Below are 23067 nucleotides of genomic sequence, written 5' to 3'. Positions count from 1 at the left end.
GCGGCCAATACCCCGGGCGCCCCCGGATCCTCCACCGGCACCGGAGCCGGATCGGAGACCGGCGCCGCCGCGCCCACCCTCACCCAAGCCGCCTCGACCGCCCAGCCGGCCCCCGGCCCCGACGCGCCCCAGGACCGTCCCGCGTTCGCCGCACCCGACGGAGCACCCGCCACCCCGGCACCGTCCGGGGGAGCGGCACAGATCCTCGCCGCCCAGCCCGACGGCCCCGCCCCCTGGGTCGCGACCGCCTACGACGGCCACACCGTCGGCGCCGAACGCTTCCTCGAGCCGGTCGTCCCGCACGGCGCGCTCCGCGGACGCTGGGAGGCGATGCGCCGCCGCGGCCCCCTGTTCCAGCCCTACTGGGCCGGCGGCACCGGCGAACCCGCCCTCGCCCAGCCCGCGCCACCCGCCACCGCGCTCCCCGGACCACCCGCCGAACGCCCCCCGGAACGCGGACTGGTCGCCGCGATCATCACCCTCGCCGGAATCCTCGCCGTCCTGGCGATCCTGCTGCTGGTCCTGTTCGCCTGCGAACCCACCGTCAAGACCCCGCCGCCGCAGCCACCCGAACCGACCCTCCAGTCACCCACCGAGTCCCCGCCGCCGACCACACCGGCGACACCGAGCCCCAGCCCCACACCGCGCGACTCCACGCCCGTCACCCCCGGCCCGTCCGGAAGCCCCGGCGGCGGAGGAGACGGCGGCTCGGTCTGACCCCCGCCCCGCGGACCGCCCTGAGCCCGGCACGACTCGGCTCGGCGGCCACCCGGGGCCTTGCCGCGGCACTCCGCCGCCAGCCACGATGAGGCGGTGCTCAACGAACTCGCCGCGTTCCTCGGAGCCGCACTCCTCATCGCGATGGTCCCCGGCCCCAGCACCGTCGTGATCGTCCAACGCGCCGCACGCCAAGGACGACGCGCCGGAATGGCCACCGTCCTCGGCAACGAGACCGGCGTCCTCGCCTGGGGCCTGGCCGCCGCCCTCGGCCTGTCGGCCCTGCTGATCGCCTCCCGCGTCGCCTACGACACCCTCCGGATCGCCGGCGCCGCCCTCCTGCTCTGGTTCGGAGTGCGCGCCCTCTGGCACTCCCGCCGATCCTCCGCCACCACAACCCCCCGCACCCCACCGGCCGACCCCCCTCCGGCTGGCACCCCTCCGGCCGACACCCCCACGACCACGGGACGCTGCTACCGGCACGGCGTGATGACCAGCTTCGCCAACCCCAAAGCAGGAGTGTTCGCCGTGTCGTTCCTCCCGCAGTTCGTCCCCGACGGCGTCTCCGTCCCCCTCGCCCTGGTGGCCCTGTCCGTCCTGTGGGCCCTGGTCGACCTCGCCTGGTACACCCCCATCGTGTGGCTGGCCGGCGGCGCCGGACACATCCTGCGACGCCCCCGCGTCCGCCGCGCCCTCGAACGCCTCTCCGGCCTCGTCCTCGTCGGCTTCGGCCTACGCCTCGCCACCGACACCACCTGACCCACCACTCGACCCCACGGCACGGCCCGCGACCTGGCCCACCCCTCCGCACCCGTTCTACGCTGGGACGATGATCTCTTCCCTGGACGCGCTCGCCGACCGGTACGTCGACGAGATGGCCGCCCTCGACCCCTGCCTCGCCGCCATGATGGGCATCGCCGGACAGGACGACCGGCTCACCGACTACAGCCCCGACGGCGAGGCCGCCCGCACCGACCTGGCCCGCCGCACCCTCGCCGCCCTCGACAAGACACCCCTGGACGGCACCGACCGCGAACGCGTCGCCGCCGGAGTCCTCCGCGACCGCCTCGAAACCGACATCGCCCTCGCCGACGCCGGCGTCCGCGACACCACCCTCGACACCACCGACGGCCCCGTCCAACGCCTCCGGCAGGCCGTCGAACTCCTCGACCACGGCCCCGCCACCCACTGGGACGCCGTCCTCGCCCGCCTCACCGCCTTCCCCCGCGCCCTCGCCGGCCTCACCACCTCCCTCACCGCCGCCCGCGACCGCGGCCAACTCCCCGCCCGACGCCAGATCGAACGCAACCTCGAGGTCTGCCGCACCGCACCCGCCTACCTCACCGGCCTCGCCGACCGCTACGCCCGCCACCACGGCGGCCCCCTCACCGAACCCCTCCAGCACGCCGCCCGCGCCGCCGCCGCGGCCCTGCACGACCTCGCCCGCCACCTCCAGACCGAGACCGCCCCCCACACACCCACCCGCGACGCCCTCGGCCGCGACCGCTACACCCTCGGCGCCCGCGACAACCTCGGCACCACCCCCGACCTCGAGGAGACCTACGCCTGGGGCTGGACCGAACTCGCCCGCATCGAGACCGCCATGGCCGACGAGGCCGCCCGCATCCGCCCCGGCGCCCCCGTCGCCGAGGTCATCGCCGCCCTCGACACCGACCCCGCCCACCGCGTCACCGGCGCCGAGGCCTTCCGCCGCCACCTGCAGGACCTCGCCGACCAGGCCATCGACGACCTCGACGGCACCCACTTCACCATCCCCGAACCCCTCCGCACCATCGACTGCCGCATCCCCCCGGTCCCGTCCGGCATCTACTACCTCGCCCCCGCCGAAGACCTCTCCCGCCCCGGCACCGTCTGGTGGACCGTCCCCGCCCCCGACGCCGAAATGATCACCTGGACCGTTCCGGCGACCATGTACCACGAAGGCGTCCCCGGCCACCACCTCCAACTCGGCGCCACCACCCTCAACACCACCACCCTCAACCGCTTCCAGCGCACCTCCAGCGAACTGCACCCCGGCCACTGCGAAGGATGGGGCCTGTACGCCGAACGCCTCATGGACGAACTCGGCTACTACCGCACCCCCGCCCACCGCCTCGGCATGCTCGCCGGCGGCCAGCAACTCCGCGCCGCCCGCGTCGTCCTCGACATCGGGATGCACCTCGAACTGCCCATCCCACCCGGAACCGGCTTCCACGAAGGCGAACGCTGGACCCCCGACCTCGGCCGCGAATTCCTCACCCTCCACGGCGGCGCCATGACCCTCGCCGAAGTCGCCTACGAGATCGACCGCTACCTCGGCCGTCCCGGCCAGGCCATCGCCTACAAACTGGGGGAGCGGATCTGGCTCGACGCCCGCGACACCGCCCGCCGCCGCGACGGCGCCGCCTTCGACCTCAAGGCGTTCCACCAGCACGCCCTCGACCTCGGCCCCATGGGCCTGGACCGCCTCCGCGCCGAACTCACCCAACCCGCCTGACCCACCCGACCCCACGTCCAAGAGCCGCAGCCCTCGAACGAGCGACACCACCAGGTCCTCACTCGAACCCGCCGCGGCACGAGGCAACCGACCTGAACACGAGAGCCGGAGGCCGCCGCGTCCGCGGCGTCCTCCGGCGAGCACCCACCACGACCCAACTGCACACGACCCCGAGCTCAGGCGCGGCCTACGCCCCCGCCACCAGACCCTCCGCGAAAGACGAGGTCACACCGCATCAGTTCAAGAAACACACCCGGCCACAGGGGCAGCTGACCGGCGGTGGGGGAGAGGACAAGGACCTCCGCTCCCGAGCGCGTCCCCAGCCGCCAGGTAGTCAGAGTCCCAGGGCGGACGACGAAGATCAGCCGAGCGTGAACGTCCTGGCACCGATACCGCGCTGGCTGGAAGGGTGAGCCCCATGGAGGACTTGCGGGACGCCGAGCGCCGGCTTCAGGCCGCGCAGCTGGCTGGAGACGTCGAGGCGCTGGACCGGCTTCTGGATGACCGGCTGATCTTCACCTTCGGCGCGAACGTGCAGACCAAGGCGGACGATCTGGAACTGCACCGCACGCGGACGCAGGTGGTGACGAAGGTGGCCGAGGAGGAGTTGACCGTCCTCGCCGAAGGACGCACCGGGGTGACATGGTTCCTCGGCACCGTCGAAGGGACCGTCTCCGGGACACCGTTCTCGGCCAGGATGCGCTACACCCGTACGTGGCTACACGACGAGACACACGGCTGGCGAATCATCGCCGTGCACGCCAGCACTGCCGACTGACACAGCCGACACGTCCAACTCGAACGGGTAGGGCGTGTCGAAGTCGACGATGTGAGTGGTGCCGGGATCGCGCTGCCGGAACGCCCCCAGCCACGCCGCGGTTGGACCGATCTTCCCCTCGATCTGTGGTGGCCCGTGGCCGTTGACGGTGCGCAGCGCCACGGATGGTCTGATCCACCGCAGTGGTCGGGTGGCTGCTCCGCAGACCGTTGAATTATGAGCAAGTTGCTCGGCCGGGCGGCGCGCAGGCGGACGCGCGGCGGTGTCGGCACTGCTCTGTAACTCTCCGGACAAGCCTCGCCATTCACCTTGCCGACGTCAGCGTGGCCGACCACCAGCAGCCCGCGCAGACCGGCCGCGGGGGAGACCGGATCAAGGAACCTGAACGCTGAACCCGAACGTCGTGATGGCGGTATCGCCGGGAGCCACCACGTTGAGCACGCGGCCTTCGCAGTTGCTGCCCTGGTAGACCACGACGTACTCGTCCGTCTCATTGCGAACGCTGAGCGGACTGAGCTTGGCGTTGACGCACCCCGTGGGATCTTCTTCGACTTGCCCGCCGCCGAAGACGAGCCTCCCACGACTCGCCGAGGCCGCCCCGGGCACAGCAACGACCAACCCCGCGCCGACCAGCAGCACCGCGAGGACGCGACGAGCGAACATGTGGTTCCTCCCTGAGCAGAGACTTCCGATACCTACTCGCACCGAGTAGTTACAGAAAGTAGCTGCCGCGGCGCGCCAGACCGAGGCTGGGGGAGGAACAACGAACCCAACTCTGAGTAACGGAGTAACCGGCCACCCAAGGCGACACGTACCCGCAAACTCGCCAGCACCGCCACCCCCGATGCGGCTTGCACCGGCGCCTTACGACATGAACTCCGGTCAGCCGTTGCGGCGGGGGAGTCGACCTTTGAACTCACCCGCGCTGCAAGGCGAGGAGGACCGACACATCCGGTTCCCCGAGCTGGGCGCCTGGCTGATGAATGCAAGCGGGAGAAACCTCCCGTCAGCGGTGGAGGAGCTTGGCGGGATAATCTGCACTCCCGGTTGCCAGGCCCTCACCTTTGTGGCCGACGGCCCGCCTTCGGTCGTCACCGGAAGTGTCGGATGAACCGGCACAACCGCCCCGCCGCGTGATTATCGCCCCTGGTCGGAGGCTGCCAAGCCCCCGCTCGATAGCTTCGCCACCTGGGAGCCCCTGCTGAAGGGCCTGCGGGATGCCCTCGACGCGTCGAACGGTCGGGCCGCGGGGGAGAGGCCTCTCGGTGGACGTCACCAAGGTTGCGCCGCTTGAGGCAGGTTTCGCACCTGGTGCATATCGCGACAAGGCCAGTAATCTGACGGGCTCGATCCGGTTGAAGGGTTGGTCAATGAACAGGTCGATAAGCAGTCATTGCCGGGTGGGTTCGGTGTTGGCCGCGAGTGTGCTGCTGGGCGGCCTGCTCGGTGCCTGTTCCGCCGAGACACCGCAGGCAACCACCCTCGACCCGCCGACGCCTGACACACGGCTGACGCTGCGGCCCGGCGAATACCGCTCAGCCCCCGACCCACGCACCCTGCTGTCTCCGGCGCTGCGCGAGGACTTGATGCATAACGCCGATCCCCACGAGACCAAGTGCAGGCACAAAGCAAGGCTCGTGGCGGACTACTGGCGGTGCTACGTGCTCACCCGGTATCCGGGGAGCCGCAACCTGGACAGGACGATCATCCACCTGTCGGTAAGCCTGCCATTCACGGATACGGCCACTGCCGAGGCGATCGAAGAGTTCGACGAGAGCTACAAGACCATTGATGCCTCCGGGCCCGCTCCCGTCCCGCTCAAGCTCGGCGACCAGGCCTACCAGTCGGTTCCAGACAGGGAAGAGCTCCGGGATGCCTGGATCGTTTTCCGCCGCCGCAACGTGGTGGTGAGCGTCTCGGTGCATGAAGCGCGCAGAGACGCGGACGGTCCCGAATCGGCGATATACGCCGACCAGCTGCGACGAACGCGACGACTTGCCACTGAACTCGCCCAGGCAGTACCGCAGTTGCCTCAATAGGAAGCGCCGACTCCTGACCTGCGGGCGGGTTTTCGGATGCCATGCGCGCGCCAGTGCAGCGGCACCACTGATGCGACGTTACTTTCGAGCATGGTGACCCGCGGGCCCGTGAGACCGGCGCGCCCGAGCACAGTCAAGGGGAGAAGCGGCAAATGAGCTGGCATTCAGGCGACGCTGCGGGGAGCCGACCGCCCGCACTCTCAGGGTGGGGTGTGGTGGGCCAGGGACGACCGGGCGCCAGCTCGCGGGGGCCCGGGGGAGCCGCCGTGCGCACCCGTCCGGGGGCCAAGCGGGACGAGCTCGGCCGCGGGGCAGTCCTCCGGGGCGTCGCGGATAGGGGCGTCGCGGTTCAGGGTGCCCGGCGGACTCAACAGCGCGCGGCGAAAGCGGCGGGGGTGGTGTTCGCCGCTCCCGTCCAACGCAGGATCTCAGCCAACGCCTTGCGAAGTTGCGTTGGCGGGGAACGGGCGTCCTGCGAAGACGACTCCGACGGCGATCGCTGCCGCCAGCACCTAGGGGACAGGCCCGGACGGACCGCCGATCCGGCCTACTTGACATAATGTGCATTATCGACCATCGGCGTGACCAGGAGAAAGAGGGGCTAAGTGGGCGGCGCCCCTCCATGCGACTCGCACACAGGTGACTCGCACGCTCGTACTGCGGTCGTGCTGGCGTGGCGTGAACGGCTTGCGCCCGGCGCCATCTGGGCGGGCTGTGCGGCGTCCGCTGAAGCCGACGCGCAGAGAACATGCTCACTGCGCGATGGCGCGAACGCTGCGTCGGCTCGAGCCGGCGTGAAGCGAGAACGATCTGTTCCTGGTCCTTCCGTGCGACGCAGGCGATGATCGTCCGCCGGGCCGCTCGAGGCGTGTGCGGCGGCGAAGCGTCCAGGACGCCTTGGGTGCGTGGTGCCGGTGCGGACGGGTGTGTCCATGCAGCCCCCTGGCGGCGCGCATTGAACCTCGCCCGCCGCTCTCCCACCGGACGGCCTCTGCGCTCATCGCTGATGATCAACTTTCCCTCGGTCGAGCCCGCTTGCTTGTCGAGGCGGCGGCAGGCGCCGTAGCGCTGCCATCTGGAATCGGTCCACCCTCGTCAGAATCGGGACGAACGGCACAAAGATAGCTATACCGAACAGAAGGGGGATTCTGTTCGGTTAGATGTATCTGTTCTGCGTCCATCGACGGGCCCATCTCGTTGGCCATCGATTGGTGCGGCTCAGGCGGCGGGACGACCTGGACGTCGGCACCGAGGCGCAACAGCTCGCCGCACGAGCGTAAACAGAGCTCTCTGCCGGAAGGCGGCCTCAGCCCGTTCCCAGTCCCCCACGGCGATCGCGATGAGGTCGCCTACCTGCACCACCTCCCGGAGGACATCGCTGGGCGATGGTCTCCTTCCGGTGCTTTTGAGAAGACGGGGTCTGCGCCGCTCGCCGTCCCGCTACTGAGACGGCGCACAGCTCTTTCGCGATGTTGCAGCCGAGGAGAACGTCGCCGTGGCGAGCTTGTGCCCTGGGGAGGGTGCTACCGGCGGGTACCTCGATGATGTCCTTGCTCATCCCCTCTGGTGCAGGACGAGGTGCTGCCGGGCAGCGAGCGAGGCTCCACGCGGGCGTTCCTTAGCGGGCTTCGGAACGCGACCGAATCGGGCGCGGTCGTCCATGTGGTCGGGTTGGCGTGCCGCCGGGATGTTCCTGGGCCCGGTGGCACAGCGCCACGGCTCGCCCGGCGGCGATCGTTAAGGCTGATGGGGGTTGGCGGTCGGCGGCTGCAGCGTTGCGGTGGCGAGGAACTCCGTCCGCCGGCCCGTTCGGTGGACGGAGACGAGAGGAGCCGGGCCGGAGCTGGTGCTCATCCCCCGTTCTTTCCGGCCACCTGGGTGGCGACCCGCTGGATGGCCTTGAGGGCGACGTCCGGCTGGTCAACGTAGATGTAGTGGCCGCTGCTCGCGGCCGTGCTGAGCTTGCTGCGGCTCGACAGTGCGAGCCACTTGCGCTGGCCGTCGGACCACGCCTGCTCGAGCCGCGGGCCGTACTGGGGCAGCGCGCCCAGGTAGGGCTTCCCGTGCTTGATCACTTCCACGGGGATGTCCCCGGCGGGACGCACCGGCCCGTCGGTGATGACGAGCTTCTCCGGGTTCTGTCCCTTGAGCATCGCCTCGTTCTGGGCGCGCATCTCCCCTGCCGGTCCTGGGGCGGACGCGGGGATCGTCCGGGTGATGTCGCCGCCCATGGTCGGTGGTGTGGCGTCCATGAGGACCAGGCCCTTCACCTTGTCGTGGTGGTCGGGCACGTACCGCGCGGCGATGAGTCCGCCGAGCGAGTGTCCGGCCAGGACGACCGGAGCGTCTCCGGCGACGCGCTCGAGTACGCCGGTCAGGGTTTTTCCGACACTGGCGAAGTCCTGCGGACGGTCCGGTTGGGCGCTGGCGCCCTCGCCGAGTCGGTCGTAGGAGCAGACCCGGTTGTTCTTGCTGAGGGTCTTCTGGAGGGCGGCCATCTTGCCGAGACCGTCCCCGGCTCCGAGCATCAGGACGATCACCGGCGCGCCCTTCGCCGACTGGCCCGAGCAGGAGGCGTTGACCGACCGTCCATCGACGTCGAGCTTTCCGACGCCGGTGAAGATGTCGACCTTGGACTTGGGAGTGCCGGAGGCGAGCGGGTCCCAGTTGTCCAGGGAGTCGCCGTTACAGCCCGTCAGCCCTGCGGCGGCGACGGCGATGCCCAGTGCGGCAAGGGCAGTGCTTTGGGTTCTGCGGGACATGTTGGCCTCCGGGAAGAGAGAAGCCGCCGGCGGCTCACGGGGCGGCGTCACGGGAGCGTGGCCAGGCATCGCGGCCACAACGGAGAACGCTATGGAGTCGCCGCCGCACGAATCGTCACCGCTCAGTGGACATTCGCGGGTAGCTCGGAAGGGGGACACAGCGGGGTGCACGTCCGATGGTTCGGGCGTTTGACGCGTGGCTCGGCCCGTCCGGCCTGTCCTCTCCCCCGCAGGGAGCCTGTGCTGATGTCGCCTTGCGAGCGGGTCGTGGATCGGCGTTCAACAGCCGTGCGGTTCACCGCGTGCTCTTGTGCGTCGTCACTTGCTTGTGCGTAGCGATGCGTCCCTCTCCGGGGGGTGGCTCAGTCGCCGGGCGCGTCGTCGCCGTCTGATGGTGCGGGAGCGGCGGCTCCGGGTCACTCCCCTGTGCCGCCTCACGCTGGACGACGAAGTTCCTGGATGTGGGGTGCGCGGCTTGAGCAGCTCGTCGCTGTGGCGCTGACCGGGATCGAGGCCGAGTGAGCAGTGGGTCGCGAAAAGGCAAGGGCGGCCCGGGAAGTCCGGGCCGCCGTCGCGTTATTGCTGACTGTTACTGTTCACGTCCTATCGGACGGAGACGTTCGTCGCCTTCTGCGGCGAGTCGTAGTAGTGGCTCTTGTCGCCGTAGTAGAGGTAGGCGAAAGAAGCGTTCTTGTAGAGGCGCCACCGACCGCTGAACCGGCCCTTGGAGTCGGTCTTGGGGCGGGCGAACCGCTTCCACTCCTGGGCGCCCTTGTACTTGATCAGCAGGTAGACGCGCTGTCCCTTGAAGGCCACGTACTTCCCGGGCTTCGGGTCCTGCTTGAGGGTGCCGCTGAAGGTGACGTAGCCGCCCTTGCGGACCTTGAGGGGACTGACCTTCCAGCCGACGACCATCGCGTTGATCCGGGTGTCCCGGACGGGCGCGCTGGTCGCGGGCGCGAGTTGGGCGTTGCCTGCGAAGCGGACGCGGAACATGCCGTGGGCGCAGCCGGTGGTCCCCTTGAAGGTGAAGGCGCCGCCCGCCTGGGTGACGGGGGCGTTGACGCCCCTGCGTGGAGCCAGCGTGTACCAGGGCATGCCCTTGATGACCGGGAGGCACTGCAGGGTCAGCGGCAGGCCGGCCGGGACGGTGGCTCCGGTGGCGGTGAGCTTGCCGGTGACGGTCAGCATCGCCGAGGACGTGGTGGACGCCTTGAAGGAGATCTTCGTGGTGGCCTTGGTGGCGGCGTTCGCGGTCGCGGGGACGGCGGTCGCCAGGGTGGTGGCCGCGACGGCGGCGGTGCTCGCGAGGAGCAGGGACGTGCGCATGGGTTTCGTTTTCCTCGGGGTCATCGGGGGGAGATGAGAACCGGCTTGACGAGCCAGGTCACGTAATGAGTGGAGTCGCCGTAGAAGGTGTAGGCGAGGTAGATCGGCTTGGCCTTGGCGGCGACGCGGATCCGGGTGCTGAAGTAGCCCTTCGTGTCCGACTTGTGGTTCGAGAGCCCGTGCCAGAGCGACAGGTCGTTCAGGCAGTCGCCGCCTTTGATGCAGTACTCGATGGAGACGCGGCGGCCCTTGAGGCCTTTCCAGGTCGTGCCGGGCTTTTCCTGGAGGTAGCCGCGGACGGTGAAGGTCGAGCCGCGGCGCGGGTGGGTCGTGGAGACCTTCCAGCCGGTCACGCGGGTGGCGATCCGGCGGTCGCGGACGTCGCCGGATCGTGTCGCGGCGAGGCCCGGTGCCCCCGCGAAGCGGACACGGAAGTAGCCGTGGAGGTAGTGGGCGGACGTGTGTCGCGCGTCCGTCTTGAACGTGCCGTCCGCCTTGGTGACCAGCGGCTTGGCGTAGGTGAACCAGTGGCCGTGGGCCGCGTCGGCGGTCTCGACGATGATCTGGCGGCCCGCGCCTGCGGACGTCCCGGACGCGGTGGTCAGGCGTCCGGACAGGCTGAGGTGCCGTGTGGCGTCCGTGGCGACCCGCAGACCGGTGATCTTCGTCTGTGTGGGTGCGGGTGCGGCGTGGGCGGTGGCCGGGGCGGTCAGGGTGAGGGCCGTGACCGTGGCCGTGCCCCATGCCAGGGGGGTGAGGCGCATGGAGTCTCATTTCCGGTGGTCCGCGCGCCGGTGCCTGGCGCGCAATGACAGGACGCCGCCGGTCAGGACGGGGTTGCCCCGGGAATGATCACGGAAGGGCAACGGCGACCCGGGGATTGTCGGGCCGCCGCACGCGGTGGCGTATGCCGAGTCACGCGGTCTGAGCGTCGTGTTCGGCTGGGTGAGGAACCTGGCTATGCGGGCCGTCCGCTTGACTCACCTTGAGGCCGGCAATCTCCATGCGCGGCAGGGGGTGCGCGGGGTTTTCCTCGGGCGCCGAGTACCCGGGCGACGGGGCTCAGCCCTCTACAAGGAACTCGTTTCCGCAGCAATCGTGGAACTCGCCGCTCTCCCAGTCGGGGTTGGTGACGACAAGGCGCAGTCGGTTGCGGCCGGCCTTCGGCGCGGCTGGTGGCCCCATCAGCAGCGATACCGGACTGGTCCGGGAGAGGCGCAGTCGGACTCCCCACTGGTAGTACGTGACGTGTTTCCATCCCGTCTCGGACTGCCAGAAGGACGATTGGGAGAACTGGTAGTCCTCGGCGACGTCCAGGCAGATCGTCGCAAGGCCGCTCTGGGCGAGCACTCCGTGGTGTCCGGGACGTACCACGCAGAATTCGTTGCCTTCCGGGTCGGCCAGGACGTCCCAGGGAACGTCGCCTTGGCCGATGTCGATCCGGGTGGCGCCGAGTGCCAGCAGCCGCTCGATTTCGCGTTCGTGGTCCGGGCCTCCGGCCAGGTCGAGATGGAGCCGGTTCTTGTCGGCCTTCGGCCGGTCGGTCGCTGCGAACCGCAGTTCGAGGCCGCCGGTGTGCCCTTGCGTCGCCTCCGTCCAGAAGCGCTCCATTGCCGTGACGTTCAGTGCGTCGAACTCGATCCCTGTCAGCATCCCAGCCACGTCGGCCAAGGTACGCCGTCGAAAACGTGGGAGTCGAACGGAATTAGGCCGTTCGAGGACTGTCCCTCTCCCCCGCCGTCCTGCGGAAAGTGGACCTCCTGGCATGGGGCGCGGACGGCACCCTACTCTCCGCCGGAGTCGATACGGATCTGGTGCGTGCTTTGGTGGCGGTGGGTCTGGGGTCGTCGGCTTGCGGACGCACCGCTGGGGGCGAGCGGCGAGGTGTTACAGGCAGTGGCCGAGGATCGCGGGGCGCAACGAGCTGACCTGGTAGCCGAACCGGCCGGTGTTGCCTTTGGCTCCGGCGAGGGGTTCGTGGGGGTACTTGCGGTGCTCTCCGCGGAAGTGGGCCTCGGAGTACATGCACCAGGTGCTTCCGGTGCGGTTCCAGTAGGACATCGCGTGGTCGTTGAGGCCGCCGCCGAGCTCGCTGAGGTCGCGCGCGAGCCTTGCGAAGGAGCCTCGCGAGCCGTGGCCGTTGGGCAGCCGCCACAGGCACATGCGTCCCTGCGGGCACGCGTCCCAGGAGCGGACGATCATCGGCGCGGCGGGTGCTTCGGCGTCGGCGGGAGTGCTCGCCGAGGCGGTGGAGGTCCCTTGGGCGAAGCCGGCGCCGGTGGTCAGAACCAGGGTTGCCAGGGTCAGTCGGATCGGCCGCATCGGAGTCACCTTTTCGTCGCGTTGCGAGTCAGTGGAGGCACTCACCGTAGTGACTGGGGTTTGCTGAGGGGTGCGCACTCGCGCGAGTTGACCTGGAGCGTGCCTCAGGGTGCCCGGCTTCTGACCATCGCGAAGCCGTGGCCGCTCGTCGCGTTCGGCCCGTGATGCGAGGGCCGCCCTGCTGTTGTGGCCTGTTCGTCCTGGTCACCGCTCCCCACGAAGCCAGGGCGTGCTCTGGGCCTGCGCGACCAGGGTTGCCGGTGGGCGGTGGCTCCCTTGCATCTGCCGCCGGGGCGGTGTGCCGCCGCCGTGGGCAAAGGCCTTTTTGCTTCAGTGTCGTCTGATTCGCTGAGATGCAGGGAAGGCAGTGCGTGGCAGGCCGTGGCCGTTCCGAAAGCGTGGCCGCTTCGCTCAGACGCGGGGCTGCGCCCGGTCCCGGAGGTTCTGGAGGAAGGCGTTTTGAGGGCCTGCTCCGTCATGACCATCGTCCTCACGGCGAGCGTGAGGCAGTATTCGGGGGAACCGCATGGGTTACGTCACCACTCGCGACGGCGAAGAGATCTTCTACAAGGACTGGGGGCAGGGGCGGCCGGTGGTGTTCAGCCACGGGTGGCCGCTGAACGCCGATGCCTGGGACGACCAGATGAAGTTCGTCGCCGAGAACGGCTACCGGGCGATCGCGCACGACCGCCGCGGCCACGGCCGTTCCAGCCAGCCGTTCAACGGCTACGACTTCGACACCTTCGCCGACGACCTCAACGACCTGATCAACCATCTCGACCTGCGTGACGTCACGCTGGTGGCGCACTCGATGGGTGGTGGGGAGCTGGCCCGTTACATCGGGCGGCACGGCACGGGGCGGGTCGCTCAGGCGGTCCTGCTGTCGGCGATCCCTCCGCTGATGCTCCAGGGACCGAACAATCCCGAGGGTGTCCCCGCGCAGGTGTTCGAGGACATCAAGAGCGGGATCCTGCGCGAGCGGTCGCAGTACTGGAAGGACGCGTCCGAGGGGTTCTTCTCGGCCAACCGGCCCGGCAACAAGGTCACCCAGGGCAACCGGGACGCGTTCTGGTTCATGGCGATGCACGAGAGCATCCAGGCGGGGGTCAGGTGCGTGGACGCTTTCGCGCGCACCGACTTCACCGAGGACCTGCGCAAGTTCGACGTCCCCACGCTCGTCGTGCACGGCGACGACGACCAGATCGTCCCGATCGACGCCACCGGCCGCAAGGCCGCGCAGTTCATCCCCGATGCCACCCTCAAGGTCTACGAGGGCGGCTCGCACGGCATCGCGCTCGTGCCGGGCGACAAGGAGAAGTTCAACCGCGACCTGCTGGACTTCCTCAAGCGCTGAGCGAAGGCCGGACCCCCTACCGGTGACTTCTGTGCTCTGAGCAGCGCGTTCTTCGGCGCCGTCCTGTCCGAGGGCGGCGCCCCCGGCCTCGGCGCGTTCTCAGACCAACCTTCCTGTGGCTGACGGTCACTCTGGCCGCCGGGGTCGTGGTCGCGGCCTGAGGTGCTGTCGAAGGACGCCGGGCCGAGGCCGCCCCTCCCGCCTCACCCGCCATGGTCGAGGGGCTTGTACTGCCGGGCGGTGCTCTGTCGTCGGTGCTGGCGTGGACGGGCCTCAGGGCGTCGGGTTTGCTTCTAGAGGGCGGGGGCCGGGGCGCCGAGGCGGTAGTCGCTGTCGGAGAACGCGGCGGCCACGGCGAAGCGGTCGGCGCGGACGAGGGTCTGCCGCCATTCGATCAGGCGGTTGCCGGCGTCGCGGCCGAGGCGGTCGATCGCGAACAGGGCGGTGGTGGGCGGGCAGTCGAGCAGGAGGCGTTCGGGTGGGCCGGGGACGACGGCGCGGATGCGTTCCCAGCCGCCGGTGATGCGGGTGCCGCAGTGGCGTTCGAGTTCGTCGTAGAGGGAGGTGCGGGTGAAGTCGACGTCCAGGAGGGGGCCGGCGATGTCGGCGGGCAGCCAGACGCGGTCGACGGCGAGGGGTTCCTCGTCGGCCAGGCGCAGGCGTTCGAGGTAGACCAGCGGGGTGGACTCCTCCAGGCCCATGCGGACGGCGATGACGCCGTCGGCGCGGCGGTCCAGGGCGCGGACGACGCTGCGTTGGACGGCGCCGACCTCCTCGACGGAGCGGAAGAGGCTGTAGGGGGCGCCGACGGCCTGTTCGAGGGGGCGGCCGGTGGTGAAGCGGGAGACGCGGCCGCGTTGGGCGGTGATGAGGCCCTCGGCGCGGAGTTGCCGCAGTGATTCGCGGACGGTGTGGCGGCTGACCTGGTATTCGGCGACCAGGTCGTGCTCGCCGGGGAAGACGTCGCGGAACTCGCCTTCCTCGAGGCGGCGCAGCAGGTCGGCGCGGAGTTGCATCCAGAGCGGCGTGCCGGTGGAGCGGGTCAGGGGGCGGGGGCCGGGCTGGGACCTCACGAGGTGCTCCTGATCTCGCGGGGCTGGGTGGCGGTGCGGGACACGGCGTCAATGTACGGAGCGTGCCGGGGGTGGGACAAACCAGGGGCTGGTCGGGCGGGTCGTCAGAGGAGGACGCCGGTGAGCATGGCCGCCGCGACGGCGAGCAGCAGGACGGCGAAGGCGCGTTGCAGGGCGGTGCCGGAGAGCTTGGCGGCCAGGTGCTTGCCCTCCCAGGCGCCGAGGACGGCCGCGGTGGCGAAGGGGGCGAGGATCGTGTAGTCGAGGGAGTCGCCGCCGACGGCGAGGCGGGTGGTGAGGGACACCAGCGAGTTGATGAGGATGACCACCAGGCTGGTGCCGACCGCTGTGCGCATCGGCAGGCGCAGGACGGAGACCAGGGTGGGGACGATGAGGAAGCCGCCGCCGACCCCGAGTAGTCCGGTCACCGCGCCCAGTCCGGCTCCGGTGGTCGCGGTGCGCAGGTGTCCGTCGCGGTGGGCGGTGGCCGTCCGGGTGGTGGTGGCCGGGTCTTTCGTGGTGGTGTCGTCGTCCCGGGGGGCCAGGATCGTTGGTCCGGTGGGCCGGGGTGCGGTCGCGCTTTCCGCTCGGTCGGCACGGGAGGCGGCGGTGCCGGGGCGGGGCGAGGATCGTTGGTCCGGTGGGCCGGGGTGCGGTCGCGCTTTCCGCTCGGTCGGCACGGGAGGCGGCGGTGCCGGGGCGGGGCGGTGCGGAGGTCGCAGGGGTGGCGGGGCTGGGGGCGGAGGGCTCGGGGCGGGCGCGGCGGAGCATCGCTGTGGCCGCGACGGCTGCCAGGACGGCGAACGCGGTGGTCAGCGCGGCCTGCGGGACGCGGTGGGTGAGGGCTGAGGCGCCGATGGCCGGGAGGACGCCGGTCGCGGCGAACAGCACTCCGGTGCGCACGTCGATGTCGCCGGTTGCGGCGTGCCGGGCGAGCGCGGTGGTCGAGGTGGCGATGACGATGGCCAGGCTGGTCGTCCCGGCGTCGGCGGGTGAGACGCCCAGGAGGTAGACCAGGGCGGGGACGGCGAGCACTCCCCCGCCCCCGCCGAGCGCGCCGAGCGCCGTCCCGACCGCGGCCCCGCAGAGCAGCGCCAGCAGGAGGGTCATGCCCGCGGCCCCGTGGCGGCGGGGTGGGAGGGTTCGCCGTGCCAGGCGGAGAAGCCGCCGCGCAGGTCGGTGGCGGTGAAGCCGCGGGCGCGTAGGACGGACGCGGCGACCGAGGAGCGGTTGCCGCCGGCGCAGAAGACGGTGAGCGGCCGGTCGGCGGGCAGTTCGTCCAGGCGGGCGAGCAGTTGCGGCAGGGGGATGTGGTGGGAGCCGGGGATGGTGCCGTTGTCGTGCACCTCCCCCGTTCCGCGGACGTCCAGGAGCGTGCCGCCGTCCGGTGCCGCGGCGAGGGCGCGCGGGGTGAGGCGTTCGGTGGCGGTGAGGTGGGCGGCGTCGAGGGCGGTGACCGGGGTGGCCAGGGCTCCTCGGACGTTGTCGAAGCCGATGCGGGCCAGGCGGTTGCGGGCCTGGCGCGCGGTGGACGGGTCGCCGCACAGGAGGATGGCGTCGCGGGCGTCCAGGACGGTTCCGGCCAGTTCGGCGAACCGTGCGCCCAGCGGGATGTTGATCGCGCCCGGTAGGTGGGCGGAGGCGAACGGCTCGGGGTCGCGGGTGTCCAGGACGGTGGTGCCGCCCGCCCGGGCCGCTTGGCGGAAGGCGTCGGGCGCGAGGGCGGGGACGGGGGCGTCCTCGTCCAGGAGGGGCCGGGTCTGGCGGTTGCGGACGGAGGTGTAGGCGAAGTAGGCGGGTGCGGTCGGTTGGGCGTCGAGGACGGCGGAGACGAACTGGTCCTCGGTGATGTCGGCCAGGGCGTAGTTGCTGAGGCGCTGTTCGCCGATCGTGCTGCTCAGCTCGGTGGAGAGGTTCCTGCCGCAGGACGAGCCCGCTCCGTGCGCGGGGTGGACGCGCGTGGCGTCGGGGAGGGCGAGCAGGGCGCGGGTCGAGCGGTAGAGGGCGCGGGCCATCTCGTCGGCGGACCGTCCCTGGGAGGCGAGCAGGTCGGGGCGGCCGACGTCGCCGACGAACAGGGTGTCGCCGGTGAGGACGGCGTAGGGCACGGTGTCGCGGGCGTGTTCGCGGACGACGACGCAGATCGACTCGGGCGTGTGGCCCGGCGTGTGGAGGATCTCCAGGTCCACCTCCCCGAGGGTGAGATGCCGGCCGTGGTCCAGGGGGTCGGTGTCGAAGGCGACGTCGGTGCGGGCGCCGTAGGAGACGCGGGCGCCGGTGCGGGCGGCGAGTTCCAGGTGGCCGGAGAGGAAGTCCGCGTGGACGTGGGTCTCGATGACCCGCTCGATGGTGAGGCCGTGGCGTTCGGCGGTGGCGAGGTAGTGGTTGACGTCCCGCTGCGGGTCGACGACGACCGCGCGTCCGGAGGTGCGGTCGCCGACCAGGTAGGACGCGTGGGAGAGGCACTCCAGGTAGAACGGGACGAAGATCAACGGTCCGGCGCGGTCGGACAAGGGGGGCTCCTGGGGGGAGGGTGGGCGTGCTCGGGTGGGCGCGTCCGGGTCGGGTGGGCATGGGGCGCGGTGCGGGCGGCGTCCTGGAAGCGGAAGTGCGGTGGCGCCGGGTGGTGGGGGCGCGGGGTCAGGCGAGGCCGCGGAGCATCAGGTTCCAGTAGAGGAACGGCAGGCCGCGCCGCTTGAGGTGCCACATGTCGGTGCGTTCGCGCATGGTGTCGATCAGCGGGATGGATGGGGTGGGCCGTCCGCTGTAGTCGAACTCGGCGAGCAGCATCTTGTCGCGGGCCGTGGTCAGCGGGCACGAAGCGTAGCCGGTGTAGGCGGCGGTGGGTTCGCGGCCGTCGAGCGCCGCCAGCAGGTTCTCGACGAGGACGGGCGCCTGCTTGCGCACGGCCGCGCCGGTCTTGGAGTTCGGCGAGGACCCGGCGTCCCCGAGGGCCCAGACGTCGGGGTGGCGGACGTGCCGCATCGTGTGCTTGTCGATCTCGACGTATCCGGCGGGGTCGTCGGTTGCGGCGAGGGGGCTCTTCTTGATCCAGTCCGGTGCGCTCTGCGGCGGGACGAGATGGGCCATGGTGTAGGGCAGCGTCGTCTTCGCGCCGGTGGCCAGCTTCGTGACGACCACCTCGCGGGCCGCGGGGTCCACCTGGGTGACCTCGCTGCCGAAGTGGACGTTGATGCCGTACCGGCGGGCCACGTCCGCCAGGACGCGGGCGAACTCGGGGACGCCGAACATGGTGTCGCCGGGGAGCACCAGGTGGATGTCGATGCGGTCCAGGACGCCCTGCCGGCGCCAGTGGTCGGCGGCCAGGTAGGCGATCTTCTGGGGCGCCCCGGCGCACTTGATCGCGCCGGGCGGCATGCTGAACACGGCGCTGCCCGACCGGGTGTCGCGGATGAAGCGCCAGGTGGCGGGCGCGGTCTCGGCGAGGTAGTTGCTGGACAGGCCGTCCCTGCCGAGGCCGTCGGCCAGGCCCGGCACGTGGTCCCAGTCCAGCTGGATGCCGGGGCAGACCACCAGCTGCTCGTAGCGGACCGTCCCGCCGTCGTCCAGGGCCACCTCCCGCGCGTCGGGGTCGACGGCCGTGGCGGCGCGGCGGATCCAGCGCACTCCCCTGGGCATGACGGACCGCTGCGGTCGCAGGCTCTCCCGCAGCGGCGCCCGGCCGCCGCCGACCAGCGTCCACAGCGGCTGGTAGGCGTGCCGGAGGCTCGGTTCGACGACCGCGACGTCCCGCTGGCCGGCGCGGCGGAGCCGGGCGGCGACCGTGATCCCCGCGGTCCCACCCCCGATGACCACGATCCGGTGACGGCGCCTGGTCTCCACGGGACCTCCCCAAGCCGACAAATGTACGGACATTACGCTGCCAGCCCCTCCGCCCACTTTCAAGTGCTCTGAGGGCGTTGGGAGTGAGATGTCCGTACATTTCGGCACGCCGCGAGACGCGCCCCGCTACCGCGGATCGTCGGTCCGCCAGGGAAAGAGGAACTGCTCGGGCCGCAGCCGCCACGCTCCCAGCGTCCCGGCCAACGCGGCCTCACCGACGACCGTCGCCGCCCGGACCAGGACAGCTCCGACGTCGTAGTCGAAACCGGCGACGCGCTCGCCGTCGTAGTCCCAGTGCTGCAGCCGGAACGTCCGAGCCCGATCGGCCCGCTTCCAGCCCTCCCGCCGCGCCTGCACGTCCCCGGAAGTGGTGAGCGGGGTGATGTCGACGAACGCGCGTCGACCGGGCCGGGAGGCGGGGACCTCGGCGACCAGGCGCTGGCCGAGACGCAACGCGTTCAGCCTGTCAGCGGGCCAATGCCGACCGCCGTCCGTCGGATGATTCGTCGCACCCATACGGCCATCCTCGCCCTTCCGAGGAGTTCGCCGCCGATGGACGGCCCGCCCGCGCGGACGAGCGAGACCAAGCACGCAGTGGGGCGGGGTCAGGAGACGCTGTAGTAGATGTGGTCGGTGTGGACCTTGTTCATGGCGCGGGCCTTGGGGGTCGCGATGTAGTTGCCCCAGGGGACGGTGCACTTGCCCGACCCGGCCCAGCCGCAGCCGTACCAGCGGGAACGGCCCTTCGCGTCGAAGCCGCGCACCTGGACGGCGTTGTAGCCGTCGTTCTTGAGGCTGTGCCACGAGTAGGTGATCTTGGCGCCCGGCCGGCCCCAGTGGCTGCAGTTCGCCTGGCCGGTGCTCCACCACGGCATGGCGGGCATGTTGCCCCCGCAGCCGGAGGACCGCGTGGACGTACCGTTGGCGGCGTGGGCGGTCGCGGCGGGCGGGTTCGTCACCGGGACGATCGCCGTGCCGAGGGCCATGGCCGTTGCGACGAGACGCGTCTTCACTCCCCCGCTCCTCTCCCTGGCGTGCTTGGCGAGCCGCGCTTCGAGTGAGGGCCGAGCGCGGCGCCCCGGCGGCTCGCCGAGAAATCATTTCGCTCGGCGAACCGACGGTCAATCACTTGCAGTGAGTTATGTGTTGCACTGCGCGGTCAGGGTGATGCGGCGGACGCGGCGGACAAGGCCCCCGGGTCAGTAGGTGAGGGTGACCTGCCGGGCGGGGCCGTCGACGGTCGCGGTTCCGCCGACGGGGACGACGAGCTGCGGTTCGGTGTGGCCGAAGTCGATGTCGAACACGGCCATGAGGTCCGGGGCGTACTCGCCGAGGGCGCGCAGGACGGCCTGGCGCTGGTCGGCGCGGTAGGCGGCGCGCTCCCGCGCGTCATAGCGCTTGTCGAAGTGCCAGGCCTTGGCCCGTCCCATGAGGAGCGCGCCGAACCGCTGGAGGAGGCCGCGCTCCCCCATGTTGCGCAGGACGCGGTAGACCTCGGCGGCGGACGGCATCTCCTCGGAGGTCTCCAGGAACAGCACGCAGCCGTCGTAGGCGGAGGGCTGCTGGATCTCGCGGTCGGCCATCATCAGCCAGGACAGGATCTCCAGGTTGCCGCCCCACGTGGGCCCCTGGACGCGGCGGGTGGCGTTGTGCCAGGTCCAGGGGGTGGCGGGCTCGGTGTCGGGTTCGCGGGTGAAGGTCGCCGGGTCGGCCCAGTCCCCCGCGGCGGTCGTGATCCGGTCCGGGACCGTCAGGGTGCGCGGCCCGGAGGTGAAGAGGGCGGCGCGCAGGGAGTCGGCGGTGTAGGGGTCCATGCGGACGGGCCGTCCGAGGTGAAGCATGACCGAACCGCCGTAGTAGCCGACGATGCCCAGGTTCCACAGTGCGACGAGCAGGTTGGTGTTGTCGCTGAACCCGAAGAACGGCTTCGGGCAGGCCCGCAGCAGGTCGCGGTCGAGGTGGCGTAGCACGCGGATCTGGTCGTCCCCGCCGATGCTGGCGAACACCGCCTTGACGGCCGGGTCGGCGAAGGCCGCATGGAGGTCGTCCGCGCGCTCCCGCGGGGAGGCGTCCGGACGCCGCGTGGTGGGGTACTCCACCGGGACCAGGCCGAAGTGGTCGCTCAGGCGCCGCAGCCCCAGCTCGAACGGGACGGGGAACACCCCCGGCAGCCCGGCGGACGGGGACAGGACCGCCACGGCGTCACCGGGCGAGGGCTTGGGCGGGTACTGCGGCGCGTCCATCCGCGGATGATAGGAGGCGGCGCGGCCCCGAGGCGGCCCATTTCTCGGGAGCGGCCCGGGAGAGGCCCTTGAGCCGCTCGCTCGGGGGCGTCGGTTGGACGTGGGCGGCGGGTGCCAAGCCCCGTGGGGCCGGTCGTCTCTCCGCGACGTTTGCGGCCGGCCGGTGATCACCCCCAGGCGAGCGTGACGCCGGATTTCCGCCAGAGGCCGGCAGGCAGTGAGGGCCAGGGTGGCCGCATGGATTCTGCTGCGACGGAGACCGGGGCGCCGCCGGGACGGACGTGGGGGCTGCTGCTGATCCTGTCCGCCCAGTTCACGATCATGCTGGACGGCTCGATCGTGACCGTGGCGCTGCCGAGCGTCCAGCGGGAGCTCGGATTCTCCCCGCCCGGGGTCCAGGTGGTCATGACGGCGTACAGCACCGCGCTCGGCGGCGCGCTGATCCTGGGCGGGCGGATCGGGGACCTGTGGGGGCGGCGGCGCGTCCTGACGGCGGGGATGGCGGGGTTCGCGGCGGCGTCGCTGGGATGCGGGCTGGCGCGGGACGCCGCGGTGCTGGTGGCGGGGCGCCTCGTCCAGGGGTTCTGCGCGGCGCTGATCGCTCCGACGGCGCTGGCGCTGCTGGCGACGTCCTTCCCGGAGGGGGCGGCGCGGGCCCGGGCGATGAGCCGCTTCGGGATCGCGACGGTCCTCGGGTTCGTCGGCGGGCTCGTGCTGAGCGGGCCGCTGGTGGAGGCGTTCGGCTGGCGCGGGGTGTTCTTCGCGACCGTCCCGGTCGGCGCGGTGATGGCCGGGGTCACGCCGCGGGTGGTCCCGGCGGCGGAGCGGACACGGCGGCGCCTGGACGTGGCGGGCGCGGTGCTCGTGACCGCCGGAGTCGGGGCGCTGGTGGCGGCGCCGGCGTTGGGCGCGGCCTCGGGATGGGGGTCGCCGCGCTGCGCGGGGGCGGTGGCGGTGGCCGCGGCGCTGCTGGTGGCGTTCGCGGTGGTGGAGGTGCGGCGGCCGGAACCGCTGGTGCGGTTCGGGTTGTTCCGGTCGGGGACGCTGCGGGCGGCGAACCTGGTGTCGTTCGCGTCGGGGATGATGTCGGGCGGGGCGTATCTGCTGGTCACCCTGTACCTGCAGGAGGTCGAGGGGACCGGTCCCGTCCGGGCGGGGCTGGTGGTCGCACCGGTCGGGCTGGTGAACCTGGCGCTCGGGCCCGTCCTCGGGCGGACGGTCGTCCGGGTGGGGCTGCGGGCGGCGGTGGGCGGCTCGGCGGTGGCGGCGGGGTCGCTGCTGGCGCTCGTCGCGAGCCGGATGACGCCGGGACGGGACGTGCTGGTGTTCGGTGCCGTGCTGCTGCCGTTCGGGGCGGCGATGCTGGCGACGACGGTGGCGTCCACCCTGGCGGCGACGTCCGGCGTCGCCGACCACGAGCAGGGACTGGCGGGCGGGGTCCGGCAGACCTCGTTCCAACTGGGTGTCGCGATCGGGGTGGCGGTGCTGGTGTCGTTCGCCGCGTGGCGGGCCGCCGCGCTCGAGCCGGGCGCCGTCCCCGGACCGCAGCACCCGGCGGCGTTGGCGGGCGGGTACCGGGACGCCTTGTACCTGCTCGCCGGGCTGGTCATCATGGCGGGGACCGCCGCTTGCGCCATGGCGCGCGGCGCCGGCCCGCCGACGTCCCGCCGGGCCGCCGGACGGGACGAGGCGTCGTCCTCGGTCGGCGGGAACGTCTGAGCGCACGCCGGAGCCGGGCCCGTCCCGGGGCGGGACGGGCGGGACGGGCGGCCCGCGGACCCACGGGGCGGGGTTGTCGGTGGCGGACGGTAGCGTCCGGCGGGTGCGACCCACGGATGTTCAGCGGCTGACGGTGGCGGAGGCGGTCGACCGCTACGCCGAGATGGTGCGGGCCAAGTGCACGACGGGCGCGCTGGCGCCCGCGACGGCGGAGGTGTACGCCCGGGACGTGCACACCTTCGCCGAGCTGGCCGGGCCCGACCGGGTGCTGGACGACCTGACGGGCGAGGACGTCGACGAGGTGCTGCTGCGGTTCGCGCGCAAACCCGACGGCCGCCGCGCCGCCGTACGCCGGGCGGCGGATTCTGCCCCGGCGTCCGGCACGGCGGGC

Annotated in this window: 20 protein-coding genes and 2 pseudogenes; 8 read left to right on the top strand and 14 right to left on the bottom strand. The window is 71.5% G+C overall.

What is annotated here, in order from left to right; genetic code table 11:
• From DZF91_RS39940 to DZF91_RS20940, 4 genes are all read left to right on the top strand, one after another.
• Window positions 1–717, top strand: a 717-nt coding sequence (locus tag DZF91_RS39940) for a hypothetical protein (RefSeq protein ID WP_117359148.1), incomplete at its 5' end; no start/stop codon positions are given.
• 96 nt (window positions 718–813) lie between these two features.
• Window positions 814–1476, top strand: coding sequence for a LysE family translocator (locus tag DZF91_RS20950; protein WP_117359147.1), 663 nt, complete (start codon window positions 814–816; stop codon window positions 1474–1476).
• A gap of 70 nt (window positions 1477–1546) precedes the next feature.
• Window positions 1547–3214, top strand: a complete 1668-nt coding sequence (locus tag DZF91_RS20945; protein WP_199486767.1) for a DUF885 domain-containing protein — start codon at window positions 1547–1549, stop codon at window positions 3212–3214.
• 418 nt (window positions 3215–3632) lie between these two features.
• Window positions 3633–3992 carry a nuclear transport factor 2 family protein gene (locus tag DZF91_RS20940; protein WP_117359146.1) on the top strand — a complete coding sequence of 120 codons (360 nt, stop codon included), beginning with the start codon at window positions 3633–3635 and terminating at the stop codon, window positions 3990–3992.
• A 372-nt stretch (window positions 3993–4364) separates the two neighbouring features.
• Here the strand turns inward: DZF91_RS20940 and DZF91_RS20935 are convergent, their stop codons facing one another.
• On the bottom strand, window positions 4365–4655 hold the full coding sequence (locus tag DZF91_RS20935; protein ID WP_117359145.1) for a hypothetical protein: 291 nt from the start codon (window positions 4653–4655) through the stop codon (window positions 4365–4367).
• Between the two features lie 602 nt (window positions 4656–5257).
• Between DZF91_RS20935 and DZF91_RS20930 the strand changes: the two genes are divergently transcribed.
• Complete coding sequence (locus tag DZF91_RS20930; RefSeq protein WP_147341236.1) at window positions 5258–6031, top strand: hypothetical protein; 774 nt, start codon at window positions 5258–5260, stop codon at window positions 6029–6031.
• Between the two features lie 1850 nt (window positions 6032–7881).
• Here DZF91_RS20930 and DZF91_RS20925 read toward each other — a convergent pair.
• The 5 genes from DZF91_RS20925 to DZF91_RS20905 form a co-directional block, all read right to left on the bottom strand.
• Complete coding sequence (locus DZF91_RS20925) at window positions 7882–8793, bottom strand: alpha/beta fold hydrolase (protein WP_117359143.1); 912 nt, start codon at window positions 8791–8793, stop codon at window positions 7882–7884.
• Between the two features lie 603 nt (window positions 8794–9396).
• The gene (locus DZF91_RS39935; RefSeq protein ID WP_158587993.1) at window positions 9397–10122 is read right to left on the bottom strand and encodes a hypothetical protein; all 726 of its coding nucleotides are present in this window, start codon (window positions 10120–10122) and stop codon (window positions 9397–9399) included.
• Window positions 10123–10142: 20 nt separating this feature from the next.
• Window positions 10143–10886, bottom strand: a complete 744-nt coding sequence (locus DZF91_RS20915; RefSeq protein WP_117359142.1) for a hypothetical protein — start codon at window positions 10884–10886, stop codon at window positions 10143–10145.
• Window positions 10887–11184: 298 nt separating this feature from the next.
• Complete coding sequence (locus DZF91_RS20910; RefSeq protein ID WP_117359141.1) at window positions 11185–11775, bottom strand: VOC family protein; 591 nt, start codon at window positions 11773–11775, stop codon at window positions 11185–11187.
• 234 nt (window positions 11776–12009) lie between these two features.
• Window positions 12010–12444 carry a peptidase inhibitor family I36 protein gene (locus tag DZF91_RS20905; protein WP_117359140.1) on the bottom strand — a complete coding sequence of 145 codons (435 nt, stop codon included), beginning with the start codon at window positions 12442–12444 and terminating at the stop codon, window positions 12010–12012.
• A 526-nt stretch (window positions 12445–12970) separates the two neighbouring features.
• On the opposite strand from DZF91_RS20905, the gene DZF91_RS20900 reads away from it, so the two are divergent.
• A complete protein-coding gene (locus DZF91_RS20900; RefSeq protein ID WP_117359139.1) occupies window positions 12971–13798 on the top strand; it encodes an alpha/beta fold hydrolase in 828 nt (275 codons plus the stop codon).
• 293 nt (window positions 13799–14091) lie between these two features.
• Here DZF91_RS20900 and DZF91_RS20895 read toward each other — a convergent pair whose 3' ends face one another.
• From DZF91_RS20895 to DZF91_RS20860, 8 genes and pseudogenes are all read right to left on the bottom strand, one after another.
• A complete protein-coding gene (locus tag DZF91_RS20895) occupies window positions 14092–14871 on the bottom strand; it encodes a GntR family transcriptional regulator (protein WP_235834450.1) in 780 nt (259 codons plus the stop codon).
• A 104-nt stretch (window positions 14872–14975) separates the two neighbouring features.
• Window positions 14976–15551 (bottom strand): sulfite exporter TauE/SafE family protein, encoded by a 576-nt coding sequence (locus DZF91_RS42725; RefSeq protein WP_268915964.1) that lies wholly within the window; start codon window positions 15549–15551, stop codon window positions 14976–14978.
• A gap of 109 nt (window positions 15552–15660) precedes the next feature.
• Window positions 15661–15981 (bottom strand): annotated as a pseudogene (locus DZF91_RS43200) (TSUP family transporter); the annotation flags it as partial.
• The gene (locus DZF91_RS20880) at window positions 15978–17384 is read right to left on the bottom strand and encodes an MBL fold metallo-hydrolase (protein WP_235834447.1); all 1407 of its coding nucleotides are present in this window, start codon (window positions 17382–17384) and stop codon (window positions 15978–15980) included. The gene DZF91_RS20880 and the pseudogene DZF91_RS43200, both read right to left, overlap by 4 nt.
• A 127-nt stretch (window positions 17385–17511) precedes the next feature.
• Entirely contained in the window at window positions 17512–18714 is a 1203-nt protein-coding gene (locus DZF91_RS20875; protein ID WP_235834446.1) for an NAD(P)/FAD-dependent oxidoreductase, read from the bottom strand.
• Window positions 18715–18840: 126 nt separating this feature from the next.
• On the bottom strand, window positions 18841–19167 hold the full coding sequence (locus DZF91_RS20870; protein WP_199486765.1) for a hypothetical protein: 327 nt from the start codon (window positions 19165–19167) through the stop codon (window positions 18841–18843).
• Window positions 19168–19319: 152 nt separating this feature from the next.
• Entirely contained in the window at window positions 19320–19727 is a 408-nt protein-coding gene (locus tag DZF91_RS20865) for a hypothetical protein (RefSeq protein ID WP_147341235.1), read from the bottom strand.
• A gap of 186 nt (window positions 19728–19913) precedes the next feature.
• The gene (locus DZF91_RS20860; RefSeq protein WP_117359136.1) at window positions 19914–20957 is read right to left on the bottom strand and encodes a S66 family peptidase; all 1044 of its coding nucleotides are present in this window, start codon (window positions 20955–20957) and stop codon (window positions 19914–19916) included.
• A gap of 237 nt (window positions 20958–21194) precedes the next feature.
• Between DZF91_RS20860 and DZF91_RS20855 the strand changes: the two genes are divergently transcribed.
• Both DZF91_RS20855 and DZF91_RS20850 read left to right on the top strand, forming a co-directional pair.
• Complete coding sequence (locus tag DZF91_RS20855; RefSeq protein WP_117359135.1) at window positions 21195–22676, top strand: MFS transporter; 1482 nt, start codon at window positions 21195–21197, stop codon at window positions 22674–22676.
• A gap of 103 nt (window positions 22677–22779) precedes the next feature.
• A pseudogene (locus DZF91_RS20850) lies at window positions 22780–23067 on the top strand (tyrosine-type recombinase/integrase); the annotation flags it as partial.

The organism is Actinomadura logoneensis (assembly GCF_003428695.1).
Taxonomy (GTDB): domain Bacteria; phylum Actinomycetota; class Actinomycetes; order Streptosporangiales; family Streptosporangiaceae; genus Spirillospora; species Spirillospora logoneensis.
The sequence above is the reverse complement of the archived record's forward strand: the minus strand, read 5'-3'. Positions and strand labels throughout refer to the sequence as shown.

Excerpts from the sequence above, each read along its gene's own strand:
- DZF91_RS20945 (WP_199486767.1), top strand. The coding sequence starts at position 1,547 with ATGATCTCTTCCCTGGACGCGCTCGCCGACCGGTACGTCGACGAGATG.
- DZF91_RS20940 (WP_117359146.1), top strand. The coding sequence starts at position 3,633 with ATGGAGGACTTGCGGGACGCCGAGCGCCGGCTTCAGGCCGCGCAGCTG.
- DZF91_RS20935 (WP_117359145.1), bottom strand. The coding sequence starts at position 4,655 with ATGTTCGCTCGTCGCGTCCTCGCGGTGCTGCTGGTCGGCGCGGGGTTG.
- DZF91_RS20925 (WP_117359143.1), bottom strand. The coding sequence starts at position 8,793 with ATGTCCCGCAGAACCCAAAGCACTGCCCTTGCCGCACTGGGCATCGCC.
- DZF91_RS39935 (WP_158587993.1), bottom strand. The coding sequence starts at position 10,122 with ATGCGCACGTCCCTGCTCCTCGCGAGCACCGCCGCCGTCGCGGCCACC.
- DZF91_RS20915 (WP_117359142.1), bottom strand. The coding sequence starts at position 10,886 with ATGCGCCTCACCCCCCTGGCATGGGGCACGGCCACGGTCACGGCCCTC.
- DZF91_RS20910 (WP_117359141.1), bottom strand. The coding sequence starts at position 11,775 with ATGCTGACAGGGATCGAGTTCGACGCACTGAACGTCACGGCAATGGAG.
- DZF91_RS20905 (WP_117359140.1), bottom strand. The coding sequence starts at position 12,444 with ATGCGGCCGATCCGACTGACCCTGGCAACCCTGGTTCTGACCACCGGC.
- DZF91_RS20900 (WP_117359139.1), top strand. The coding sequence starts at position 12,971 with ATGGGTTACGTCACCACTCGCGACGGCGAAGAGATCTTCTACAAGGAC.
- DZF91_RS20860 (WP_117359136.1), bottom strand. The coding sequence starts at position 20,957 with ATGGACGCGCCGCAGTACCCGCCCAAGCCCTCGCCCGGTGACGCCGTG.
- DZF91_RS20855 (WP_117359135.1), top strand. The coding sequence starts at position 21,195 with ATGGATTCTGCTGCGACGGAGACCGGGGCGCCGCCGGGACGGACGTGG.